General features: G+C 73.5%; 14 protein-coding genes and 1 pseudogene. 13 read left to right on the plus strand and 2 right to left on the minus strand.

All coding sequences use genetic code 11. The features are described from left to right. Together KBX39_RS34040 and KBX39_RS10850 are read right to left on the minus strand one after the other, a co-directional pair. Positions 1–361, minus strand: a 361-nt coding sequence (locus KBX39_RS34040) for an NUDIX-like domain-containing protein (RefSeq protein ID WP_312247080.1), incomplete at its 3' end; no start/stop codon positions are given. Then, positions 358–1,050 carry a hypothetical protein gene (locus KBX39_RS10850; protein WP_064447679.1) on the minus strand — a complete coding sequence of 231 codons (693 nt, stop codon included), beginning with the start codon at positions 1,048–1,050 and terminating at the stop codon, positions 358–360. The genes KBX39_RS34040 and KBX39_RS10850, both read right to left, overlap by 4 nt. A 212-nt stretch (positions 1,051–1,262) precedes the next feature. Between KBX39_RS10850 and eno the strand changes: the two genes are divergently transcribed. From eno to KBX39_RS10915, 13 genes and pseudogenes are all read left to right on the plus strand, one after another. After that, the gene (gene eno, locus KBX39_RS10855; RefSeq protein WP_069087417.1) at positions 1,263–2,546 is read left to right on the plus strand and encodes a phosphopyruvate hydratase; all 1,284 of its coding nucleotides are present in this window, start codon (positions 1,263–1,265) and stop codon (positions 2,544–2,546) included. 28 nt (positions 2,547–2,574) lie between these two features. After that, entirely contained in the window at positions 2,575–3,210 is a 636-nt protein-coding gene (locus KBX39_RS10860) for a septum formation initiator family protein (RefSeq protein WP_043330639.1), read from the plus strand. A gap of 23 nt (positions 3,211–3,233) precedes the next feature. Beyond that, complete coding sequence (locus KBX39_RS10865) at positions 3,234–3,788, plus strand: DUF501 domain-containing protein (RefSeq protein WP_064447681.1); 555 nt, start codon at positions 3,234–3,236, stop codon at positions 3,786–3,788. A gap of 1 nt (position 3,789) precedes the next feature. After that, positions 3,790–4,299 (plus strand): amino-acid N-acetyltransferase, encoded by a 510-nt coding sequence (locus KBX39_RS10870; protein WP_043326570.1) that lies wholly within the window; start codon positions 3,790–3,792, stop codon positions 4,297–4,299. 46 nt (positions 4,300–4,345) lie between these two features. Further along, positions 4,346–5,275 carry a Ppx/GppA phosphatase family protein gene (locus tag KBX39_RS10875; RefSeq protein ID WP_064447682.1) on the plus strand — a complete coding sequence of 310 codons (930 nt, stop codon included), beginning with the start codon at positions 4,346–4,348 and terminating at the stop codon, positions 5,273–5,275. A gap of 180 nt (positions 5,276–5,455) precedes the next feature. Continuing rightward, positions 5,456–5,788, plus strand: a complete 333-nt coding sequence (locus KBX39_RS10880) for a PadR family transcriptional regulator (RefSeq protein WP_030271259.1) — start codon at positions 5,456–5,458, stop codon at positions 5,786–5,788. Next, positions 5,785–6,750 carry a hypothetical protein gene (locus tag KBX39_RS10885; protein WP_210870311.1) on the plus strand — a complete coding sequence of 322 codons (966 nt, stop codon included), beginning with the start codon at positions 5,785–5,787 and terminating at the stop codon, positions 6,748–6,750. Before KBX39_RS10880 ends, KBX39_RS10885 begins: the two co-directional genes overlap by 4 nt. A 237-nt stretch (positions 6,751–6,987) precedes the next feature. Further along, positions 6,988–7,692, plus strand: a complete 705-nt coding sequence (locus tag KBX39_RS10890; protein WP_030501304.1) for a dienelactone hydrolase family protein — start codon at positions 6,988–6,990, stop codon at positions 7,690–7,692. Between the two features lie 19 nt (positions 7,693–7,711). Continuing rightward, the gene (locus KBX39_RS10895; RefSeq protein WP_210870313.1) at positions 7,712–8,425 is read left to right on the plus strand and encodes a uracil-DNA glycosylase; all 714 of its coding nucleotides are present in this window, start codon (positions 7,712–7,714) and stop codon (positions 8,423–8,425) included. Positions 8,426–8,445: 20 nt separating this feature from the next. Next, positions 8,446–9,177 carry a DUF4129 domain-containing protein gene (locus KBX39_RS10900; protein ID WP_174534686.1) on the plus strand — a complete coding sequence of 244 codons (732 nt, stop codon included), beginning with the start codon at positions 8,446–8,448 and terminating at the stop codon, positions 9,175–9,177. Then, the gene (locus tag KBX39_RS10905; RefSeq protein WP_210870315.1) at positions 9,174–9,758 is read left to right on the plus strand and encodes a hypothetical protein; all 585 of its coding nucleotides are present in this window, start codon (positions 9,174–9,176) and stop codon (positions 9,756–9,758) included. Before KBX39_RS10900 ends, KBX39_RS10905 begins: the two co-directional genes overlap by 4 nt. Next, positions 9,758–10,756 (plus strand): MoxR family ATPase, encoded by a 999-nt coding sequence (locus tag KBX39_RS10910; protein WP_043326556.1) that lies wholly within the window; start codon positions 9,758–9,760, stop codon positions 10,754–10,756. Before KBX39_RS10905 ends, KBX39_RS10910 begins: the two co-directional genes overlap by 1 nt. Further along, positions 10,756–11,226: pseudogene (locus KBX39_RS10915) on the plus strand (DUF58 domain-containing protein); the annotation flags it as partial. The gene KBX39_RS10910 and the pseudogene KBX39_RS10915, both read left to right, overlap by 1 nt.

Consider the following 11,226-nt stretch of genomic DNA (forward strand, 5'->3'; position numbering starts at 1 on the left):
GCTCGGCCCGGCACGCCCCGCACCACCTGTGCGTACGCCGCCAGGTGACCACGGCGAGCGCCCGCCCGGCCAGGTCGGCGTGGGGTGCGGGCAGTTCGGCGGCGAGGCCGCGCCAGCCGCGCCACCGGCCGGGCAGCGACTCGGGGTCGGTGACCTCGGCCGCCCACGCCGGGGTGCCGTCGAGCGTGCCGACGGGTGTCCAGGCGAGGTCGCCGGGCAGCGCGCCGATGCGCAGCGGCTGCGCGGCGTCCGGGCCGGTCAGCAGTTTCCGGCCGGCGACCGGCAGCGCCAGGTCGCCCGGCTGCGGCGGCCGCCCGTGATCGGCGGCGGGCCGGAACCCGGCGCCGTCGGGCGGGGTCACGACGTGGCGGGTCGGCGGTCCACCACGCCCGCACCGGCCGGCACGGCGAACGCGGCGGCCTCGACGCTCTCGGTGTAGCGGCTCAGCGTCACCTCGGCCGGCTTGCCGTCGATCGTGCCGGAGAAGCTGCCCAGCACGCCTTCGTTCGTCACGCAGGTGCTGAAGCGCTCACCGTCGTGGGTGACGTTCACGCAGGTGGCGTGGTGCCCGGCCAGCGTGGTGTCGCTCTGCTCGATGACCGCGTCCGGCGCGAGCGCGGCCTCGGTGAGCAGCCGGATCACCGCCGGGGGCGTGACCAGGCCCTGCTTGCGTGCCTCGTCGTAGACGATCACCGAGGGCTTCCCGGCGGTGAGCACGGGCGGAGACACGGTGCAGGAGGTGCGGGCGGCGGTGCTCGCGCACCGGGTCACCGACTCCTGGGTCACCGTGATCTTGCCGCCGGGCCAGGTGTACGTGGAGCGCAGCGGCTTCCTGGTCTGCGCGATCGAGGCGGTGCGACCGCCGTCGAGCTGGTAGTCGGCGGCCCAGGTCTGCTCCAGCGCCCGATCCATCCGCGCGGCGAGGTCGTTGACCAGGTCGGCCCGACCGAGCGCGACGCCCGCGTCGTCCAGGGCCTGGCAGCCGGTGACCGAGAGCGACGCGATGACCGAGGCGGCGAGCACGCGGAGAGTCGTCGAGGCGGCAGGCATGATGCCCAGCCTTGTCGATCGACGCAACCTCTCGCAAACCGGTTGCCGGTTGACGACCGGTAATCCGGGAATGTCCGTCTCAGCAAGCGCCTCGGGGGCCGCCCCGAGCGGCGTACGGCGGGGCGGGGACCGATACGCTGCGTTCAACACCTGCCTCAGCCGCACCGTCGCGGCCCTATCGGACCGGAACCACACAAACGAGGAGCGACTCAGTGGCAACCATCGAGGGAATCGTCGCCCGGGAGATCCTGGACTCGCGGGGCAACCCGACGGTCGAGGTCGAGGTCGGGCTCGACGACGGCACGATCGCCCGCGCCGCGGTGCCGTCCGGCGCCTCCACCGGCGCCTTCGAGGCGGTCGAGCTGCGCGACGGTGACAAGGACCGCTACCTGGGCAAGGGTGTCGAGAAGGCCGTCGCCAACATCGAGGACCGGATCGTCGACCAGCTCATCGGCTACGAGGCCAGCGAGCAGCGGCTGATCGACCAGAAGATGATCGACATCGACGGCTCGGACAACAAGGGCGAGCTGGGCGCGAACGCCATCCTCGGCGTCTCCCTGGCCGTGGCCAAGGCCGCCGCGGGCAGCGCCGAGCTGAGCCTGTTCCGCTACCTGGGCGGCCCGAACGCGCACCTGCTCCCGGTGCCGATGATGAACATCCTCAACGGTGGCGCGCACGCCGACTCGAACGTCGACATCCAGGAGTTCATGATCGCGCCGATCGGCGCGCCGACGTTCCGGGACGCGCTGCGCTCGGGCGCCGAGGTCTACCACGCGCTGAAGTCGGTCCTGAAGAAGAAGGACCTGTCCACCGGCCTGGGTGACGAGGGCGGCTTCGCCCCGAACCTGCCCACCAACGCCGCCGCGCTGGACCTGATCGCCGAGGCGGTGGAGAAGGCCGGCTACCGGCTCGGCACCGACATCGTCTTCGCGCTCGACGTGGCCGCCACCGAGTTCTTCGACAACGGCACGTACACGTTCGAGGGCACCGCGAAGAGCGCCGAGGAGATGAGCAACTACTACACCAAGCTCGCCGGCGACTACCCGATCGTGTCGATCGAGGACCCGCTGGCCGAGGACGACTGGAGCGGCTGGGCCACCCTGACCGCCGCGCTCGGCGACCGGATCCAGATCGTCGGCGACGACCTGTTCGTGACCAACCCGCAGCGCATCGCCCGGGGCATCGCCGAGCAGGCCGCCAACGCGGTGCTGGTGAAGGTCAACCAGATCGGCTCGCTCACCGAGACGCTGGACGCCGTCGACCTGGCTCACCGGGCCGGCTTCAAGTGCATGATGAGCCACCGTTCCGGCGAGACCGAGGACACCACCATCGCGGACCTGGCCGTCGCCACCGGCTGCGGGCAGATCAAGACCGGCGCCCCGGCCCGCTCGGACCGGGTGGCCAAGTACAACCAGCTCCTGCGGATCGAGGAGGAGCTGGCCGACGCGGCGCGGTACGCCGGCGCCGGCGCGTTCCCGCGTTACCGTTCGGCCTGAGCGAGCGCTCCGGGGGAGGGGTGTGACGATGCAGCAGCGCCGCACACCGGGTGGCCAGCGGCCCGCCCGTCGGCCGGGTCAGCCCGGCCGGACGGGCGGCGCCCGGGTCCGGTCCACGGCCCGCGACAACGGCGTCCGCGCGGAGACGCGCGCCGCCGGCCGGTCACCCGGCGCGTCCCGGGCCAGCGACGGCGTACGCTCCGCGAGCCGCCCCGCCGCGGCCCGGCGTACCGCTGCCGGTGGTCCGGTCAAGCGGCTCACCGCACCCCAACCCCGGCGCTTCACCGGGCGCGCCACAGTGCTGTTCGCGGTGCTGATCGCGCTCGCGCTGGCGTACACCTATCCGGTCCGGGTCTACCTGGACCAGCAGGCGGACATCGAGCGGATGGAGGCCGCGCAGGCCGCCCAGCGGGCCGAGATCGAGCGGCTCACCGCCGAGGCGGCCAAGTGGAAAGACCCGGAGTACGTCAAGACGCAGGCCCGGGAGCGGTTCTTCATGGGCAAGCCGGGCGAGACGCTGCTGGTGGTGCTCTCCGACCCGGAGGGCGCGGCCAAGGACGCCGGCAAGGACGCGAAGCCGGGGGCGCCGACCGCGCCGGAGCCCTGGTACGACACCCTGTGGTCGAGCGTGCGGGCGGCGAACGCCGAGCGCCAGGACAAGTGAGCTTTGATTCGAGAGGCACAACCTTGAGCGTCGTACCACCGCAGGAGCCGGCGGCGGACTCCGTACCCCCGCCGGAACGCCAGCCGGCCACCGAGGCCGACCTGGCCGCGGTGGCCGCGCAGCTCGGACGCCCGCCGCGCGGCACCCGTGCGGTGGCCCACAGGTGCCCGTGCGGCCTGCCCGACGTGGTGGAGACGACGCCCCGGCTGGCCGACGGCACGCCGTTCCCGACGCTGTTCTACCTGACCTGCCCGCGTGCCACGGCGGCGTGCAGCCGGCTGGAGTCGGCCGGGCTGATGAAGGAGATGGCCGAGCGGCTCGCCGAGGACCCGGAGCTGGCCGCGCGCTACCGGGCGGCGCACGAGGACTACCTGACCCGCCGGGAGGCGATCGGCGAGGTGCCGGAGATCGCCGGCATCTCGGCCGGTGGCATGCCGGGGCGGGTGAAGTGCCTGCACGTGCACCTGGGGCACGCGCTCGCCGCCGGGCCGGGGGTCAACCCGTTCGGCGACGAGACGCTGGCGCTGGTGGAGAAGTGGTGGGCCGCCGGCCCCTGCGTGGACGTGCCGGCGGAGTGAGATGAGCGCCGACCAGATCACTGTGCGCCGGGCCCGCACCGCCGACGTGCGCGGCATCCGGCGGCTGGTGGACACCTACACCGACGACCGGCGGCTGCTCAGCAAGGCGACTGTGACGCTGTACGAGGACGTGCAGGAGTTCCGGGTCGCGGTGACGCCGGACGGCACGGTGGTCGGATGCGGCGCGTTGCACGTGATGTGGGAGGACCTGGCCGAGATCCGGACGGTGGCGGTCGACCCGTCCTGCCGGGGCCACAAGATCGGGCACCGGATCGTCGGTGAGCTGATCGACTCGGCGCGCGACCTGGGCATCGCCCGGATCTTCGTGCTCACGTTCGAGACCGGCTTCTTCGGCTCGTTCGGCTTCCGCGAGATCGACGGCGCGCCCGTGCCGCAGCCGGTCTACGAGCAGCTCCTGCGCTCGTACGACGAGGGTGTCGCGGAGTTCCTGGACCTGGAACGGGTCAAGCCCAACACCCTGGGCAACTCCCGCATGCTGTTGCGCCTCTGAGCTGCCCCGGGCGGGCTGCCGTAGGGTGGGCGCCGTGAGTGCGCGTGTGGCAGCCATCGACTGCGGGACCAACTCGATCCGACTGCTGATCGCCGACCTGCCCGACCCCTCGGCCGGGGAAACGGCGCCGCTCGTGGACGTCAGCCGGCGGATGGAGATCGTGCGGCTGGGGCAGGGCGTCGACCAGACCGGCATGCTCGCCCCGGAGGCCATCGAGCGGACCCGGGTGGCGCTCGCCGACTACGCGGCCGAGATCGAGAAGTCCGGCGCCGACCGGGTCCGCATGTGCGCCACCTCGGCCTCCCGGGACGCCTCCAACGCCGCCGACTTCCGGACGATGGTCGAGCGCACGCTCGGCGTGCCGCCCGAGGTCGTGACCGGCGACGAGGAGGCACGCCTGTCGTTCACCGGCGCGGTGCGCGGCCTGCCCGCCGACGCCGAACCGCCGTACCTGGTGGTCGACATCGGCGGCGGCTCGACCGAGTTCGTCGTCGGCACCCGCGCCGACGGCGTCCGGGGCGCGATCTCGGTGGACATCGGCTGCGTCCGGATGACCGAGCGCCACCTGCACGGCGACCCGCCGACCGCGGCGCAGATCGCCGCCGCCGAGGCCGACATCGCCGCCGCCGTCGACCGCGCGCTCGCCGCCGTGCCCGGCCGCGAGGCCGCCACGCTGGTCGGGCTGGCCGGTTCGGTCACCACCGTGGTCGCGCTGGCGCAAGGGCTCCAGGAGTACGACCCGAGCCGCATCCACCACGCCCGCGTCTCGTACGAGCAGGTGGCCGAGGTGACCGCCGACCTGCTGGGCAAGAGCAGTGAGCAGCGGCTGGCGTACCCGGTGATGCACCCGGGGCGGGCCGACGTGATCGGCGCGGGCGCGCTGGTGCTGCGAGTGATCATGGAGCGGGCCGGGATGCCGTCGGTGGTCGCCTCCGAGCACGACATCCTCGACGGCATCGCCTGGAGCCTCGCCTAGCCCTCTGGCCCCTTCCGGCGGTGATCAAGGAGTTTGTGTCCGATCCGGACGCCTCCGGGGCCGCCAACTCCTTGGTCAACAAGAAGGGCCGATCTGTTCGACCGTTTCATCGGATGGACCGCCCGCCTGTAGGTGCTGTGTCGTTGACGGTAGTGCGTATTGCGCACTAGTGTGCGGAGCGTGGATACCACGCAGCTCCTCAAGGGCGTGCTCGACCTCGCGGTGCTCGCCGTGCTCAAGGACGAGGACGGGTACGGCTACGACATCCTGCGGCGGCTACGCGAGGCCGGTCTCACCGAGGTCGGCGACGCCTCGGTCTACGGCACGCTGCGCCGGCTGTTCGCGGCCGGTCTGCTCACCACGTACGTGGTGCCGAGCGAGTCCGGGCCGCACCGCAAGTACTACTCGCTCAACGCCGCCGGGCGTGACCAGCTCACCCGCTCCGGCAAGACCTGGCGCTCGTTCGCCACCACCATGGACGCGCTGCTCGACGATCGGGGGATGGCGGCATGACCGTCATGGGGCAGGAGATCACGGACTACGTCGACCGGGTGCGGGCGGCGCTCGCAGACCTGCCGCCGGAGGTCCGCGACGAGTTGACCGAGGAACTGCCGGAACACCTCGCGGAGGTCGCCGCCGAGGGCGAGGGCACGCTGGTCGACCGGCTGGGCACCCCCGAGGCGTACGCCGCCGAGCTGCGCGCCGTCGCCGGTGCCCAGCCGAGCCGGCGGCCGGCGCGTTTCCACCGCCTCGCCGAGGCCCGGCGGGAGGCGGCTACCCAGCTGCGTCTGCTCGACCGCCAGCTCGGCCCGGTGCTCGGGCACGAGACGGTGAGCGACTTCCTGCGCCCGCTGCGTCCGGCCTGGTGGCTGGTGCGCGGATGGCTGGCCGCGCTGATCGTGGCGTGGATGGTGGACGGCCGGTCCGGCCTGGTGCCCCGGCTGGACGGCAACAGCTCGATGGGGCTGTTGCTGCTCATCGGCGCGATCGTCGCGTCCATGTGGTGGGGTCGCCGATCCGCCGGGATCACCGGGTGGCGGCGCCAACTGCACCAGATCGCCACCGCCGCGCTGCTGCTGTTCTCCTTCGCCGTGCTGGCCCAGGTGGACGAGCGCGCCGACACCGACGTCTACGGCAGTTACGAGCAGACGTCGGTGGACCACAGGTACGACCGGATCGAGGACGTCTTCGTCTACGACCAGCAGGGGCGGCTGATTCGCGACGCGCGGCTCTTCGACCAGAACGGCGTGCCGATCACGCTCGGCTGGCCGAGCTGCATGGCTGACACGGGCGCGGTGCCGGAGATGCGTAACACCTACCCGTACTGCCCCGAGCAGGCCCCGTTCGGCCCACCGCCTTCGCCGTCGATCGCCCCGCCCGCATTCGCGCCCCCCGGCAGTGCCACCCCCACCGGCAGTGCCACCCCCACCGCGCCCACCACCAGCGCTTCCCCGGAACCCACGTCAACTCCCTGAGCGCGCTCGATCCCGCGAGATCTTGGAAGGAAACGGCCCTCATAGGGGCCGCAATCTTCCAAGATCTCGCCGGGGCTGTGGTGCGGGGCGTCCGCCACTGGTCTGTGAGGTCTACAGGAGGTGAATGCCACTGTTGTTCTGTCTTCCCCGGGCCGCTGACCGCGTGGCACGCTACCGGCACATAACAGCCAACTGTGCGACCAGCCAACGTTGACTGACCGCAAGGAGGACAGGCCCATGGGCGAGATGGTGAGCTTCACCGGCAACGGGGGGACGAGCGAGGGGTATCTCGCGATACCCTCCGGCGGTGCGGCGAGCCCGGCGGTCATCGTCATCCAGGACTGGTGGGGTCTCGTACCCCACGTACGCGCCGTGGTCGACCGCTTCGCGGAGGCCGGCTTCGTCGCGCTCGCGCCCGACTTCCGGCACGGCGGCCCGGCCGTCAAGCCGACCGAGCCGCGGCTGATGCTCAACAGCTCCCAGATGGACGAGGCGGCGAGCGACATCGCCGCTGCCGCCGAATACCTGGCGAGCCGTCCCGAGGTCGCCGGCAAGGTGGGCTGCGCCGGGTTCTGCGCGGGCGCCAGCCTGGCCCTGTGGTCGGGCACGTTCTCCGAGCGCATCGTGGCCACCGCCGGGTTCTACCCGCGCCTGCCCTGGGAGGGCATGGCCGTGGGAGCGGCGGACGAAGGCGGCTGGGCCGGCTACGCCGGGAAGGCCGCGCTCATCCACTGCTCCGAGGCGGACGGCCTCTCCGCGGCCGACGGGGTGCAGAGCGTCCGCCGGTCCATCGAGTCGGCCGGTGGCACCTGCCAGACGTTCGACTACCCGGGCACCGCGCACGCGTTCTTCAACGAGGACCGGCCGGAGCACTTCGACCAGCGGGCTGCCGCCACCGCCTGGGCCCGCACGCTGGAACTGTTCCGGGCGAAGCTTGGCTGAGTCGCGTACCCCACAGGACGTGGTCGCCCGCGCCGCGCGGGCGGCCGACCTGGCCGACCTCGACGGCGCGGTCAGCGACTGCTTCGCCTGCCCGCGCCTGGTGGCGTGGCGGGAGGAAGTCGCGCGGGTCAAGCGCGCCGCGTTCCGCGACCAGGACTACTGGGGACGGCCGGTGCCCGGCCTCGGCCCGCCGGACGCGCGCATCGCCATTCTCGGTCTGGCGCCGGCCGCGCACGGCGGCAACCGCACCGGCCGGATCTTCACCGGGGACCGGTCCGGTGACGTGCTGTTCGCCGCGCTGCACCGGGCCGGGCTGGCCAACCAGCCGACGAGCGTCTCCGCCGACGACGGCCTGACGCTGCGCGAGACCCGCATCTTCGCGGCCGTGCGGTGCGCGCCGCCGGACAACAAACCCACCCCGGCCGAGCGGGACACCTGCGCGCCGTGGCTGCACCGTGAGGTCCAGTTGATCCGGCCAACGGTGCGCGTCGTGGTCGCGCTGGGGGCGTTCGCGTGGGCCGCGTGGTGGCCGGTGCTCCGTCAGGTGTACGGGCAGCGGCCGCCCACGCCGCGACCGGCGTTCGGTCATGGGGCACACTGGTCCGGCGAGTCCGTGCCGGACCTGCTGGGCTGTTACCACGTCAGCCAGCAGAACACGTTCACCGGCCGGCTCACACCGGCGATGCTGGACGACGTGTTCACCCGGGCGAAGGACCTGGCCGGGGTGGACTGAGGAACACCTGAGGCGGTGGGATGGATTTCGGCGTACTGCGCAGGTGGTGGCCGGTCGCCGCGGTGACGGTGCTGCTCGCGCTCGCCGCGTTCGCCGCCGGTCACTCCGCAATCGGGGCCAGCCGGATCCCGCCCGCTGCCGACACCATCCCGTACGTGCCGGACTACCCGTCGCCGGAGGCGGTGCCGTCGTACCCGGTGGAACCCCGCGACGTGGGTGAGTCCACGTCGGGCGGTGTGCCCGGCTGGCTGGCCACCGCCGCCGTGGCGTTGCTGTCCGCGGCGGTGCTGGGCGCCATCGGGTACGTGCTGTGGAACGTGCTCCGGGGCGCGCTGCGGCGGACGACTCGCGCGGTGCCGGTGCGGCGCACCCGGCGTACCGCCGAGGGGACCGCGCGTGAGGTGGTGGCCGCGCTCGACGCCGGGCTCGTCGAACTGGACGACCGCTCCACCGACCCGCGTACCGCCGTCATCGCCTGCTGGGTACGCCTGGAGGAGGCCGCCGAGGACGCGGGCGTGCCCCGGCACACCGGCGACACCCCGACCGACCTGGTGGCCCGGTTGCTGCGCGGCGACCCGGAGGCCGGCATCCCGGCGATCGCCAGCGCCGACGTGCTCGACGGGTTCGCGCACGTCTACCGGGAGGCCCGGTACGCCACGCACCCGGTCGACGAGCACACCCGGGATCAGGCCCGCGCCGCGCTGCGCCGGCTGCGCGGTGAGCTGACCAGCCTGGCGGGGGAGGCGTCGTGAGCACCAGCATCGACGACCTGCTCTCGTTCGGCGAGGAGCCCGCCGGGGAGGCCGAGCGTCCGTCCCGTGGCGGCCGGGGGCGCGCGTTGCTGCGTACCGCCGCGGTCACCGCCGCCGTCGTGGTGGTGGTAGTGGTCGGGCTGCGCGCGGTCGGCCTGAAGGTGCCGATCTGGATCATCGTGGCCGGGGTGCTCGCCGTGCTCGCCGTACGCCGGGTCACCGCCGCGCTGTCGCCCCCGCCGCCGCCCCGCGCCGGCGCCCGGACGCCCGCCGGTGAGGAGCCCGGCACCTGGAACTGGTCCGCCCGGGACGCGCTGCGCACCGCGATCAACGGCTGGGAGCGCCCGCTGGACTGGTCCGCCGACAACCGGGAGCGGTTCACCGAACGCATCCTGCCCCGCCTCGGCGAGCTGGCCGACGAGCGGCTGCGCCAGCGCCACGGCGTCACCCGCGAGTCCGATCCGGCCCGCGCCCGGTCGGTGCTCGGCGAGCCTCTGTGGACGTTCCTCACCACCCCCGCCCGCCGCCCTCCGTCGCCGCGCGACCTCGCGGCGATCGTCGCCGAACTGGAGAAGATCTGATGAACGACGTGGACCGGAGCATGGCCCCCGCCGAGGTGGGCCGGCTCGCCCGGGCCGTCCTGGAGGCGGTCGGCACCGTCGTGGTCGGCAAGCGGGACGCGCTGGAGCTGGTGCTGGCCGGCATCCTCGCCGGTGGTCACGTGCTGCTGGAGGACCTGCCCGGCCTGGGCAAGACGCTCACCGCGCGCTGTTTCGCGCAGGCGCTCGGGCTGGACTTCCGGCGGCTCCAGTTCACGCCGGACCTGCTGCCCGCCGACGTGACCGGCTCGTTCCTCTACGACCAGAGCAGCGGCGACTTCGCCTTCCGGGCCGGGCCGGTGTTCACCAACCTGCTGCTCGCCGACGAGATCAACCGGACGCCGCCGAAGACGCAGTCGGCGCTGCTGGAGGCGATGCAGGAGAAGCAGGTCTCGGTGGAGGGCGTGACCTACCGCCTGGACGAGCCGTTCCACGTGCTGGCCACCGCGAACCCCATCGAGTACGAGGGCACGTACCCGCTGCCGGAGGCGCAGCTCGACCGCTTCCTGCTGCGGGTGTCGTTCGGCTACCCCAGCCACGACGAGGAGTGGGACGTGCTGCGCCGCCGGATCGCCCGCCGCCGCGAGGAGGCGGAGATCAAGCCGGTGGTGGACGCCGCGACGCTGCGCGCCATGCAGGCAGCGCTGGAGGACGTGGTGGTCGAGGACTCGGTCGGCCGGTACATCGTGGCGCTCACCGCCGCCACCCGCGAGCACCCGTCGGTGCTCGTCGGCGCGTCCCCGCGCGGCTCGCTGGCGCTGCTGCTGCTGTCCCGGGTCCGGGCGGTGCTCGCCAACCGGGACTACGTGGTGCCGGAGGACGTCAAGGCGGTGGCCGCGCCCGCGCTCGCGCACCGGATCACGCTGCGGCCGGAGATGTGGCTGCGCCGGGTGGACCCGGCGTTCGTGGTCGGCGAGGTGCTGGAGTCCACGCCCGCCCCGGCCAGCGGCGCGCTGCCCAGCTACGCCGCCGGGCGCTGATGGAGCGGGCCGAGGCGGCGAGCGGCTGGGCGCCCACCTGGGCGCTCGGCCGGGCCGTGCTGCTCACCGGCGTGCTGCTCGTCGCGGCGGTCCTGCTCGGCCGCATCGACCTGGTGGTGCTCGCCACGCCGTTCGCGCTGGGCACCGCGTACGCGCTGCGCCGCCGCCCCGCGGGCCTGCCGGAACTGGAGCTGGGCGTCGGGGACACCCACCTGGTCGAGGGCTCCCCGCTGGCCGCGACCGTCGCGGTGGCCAACCCGGACCTGGTCGGGTACGACCTCGCGGTGGTGCGGACGCGGATGTCGCGCTGGCTGCGCGTGGAGCAGGTCGGCTTCGGCGGCGCCGGGCTGGACGTGAGCCGCTCCGGCGGGGCGGACCGCCCGTTCGTCACCTCCGTACCCCGGGGCAGCGCCGTCGACCTGGAGCTGACCGGCACGGCGCTGCGGTGGGGGCGGCACCCGATCGGCCCG

Source organism: Micromonospora sp. D75, from assembly GCF_018070405.1.
In the GTDB taxonomy this organism is placed as follows: domain Bacteria; phylum Actinomycetota; class Actinomycetes; order Mycobacteriales; family Micromonosporaceae; genus Micromonospora; species Micromonospora chalcea.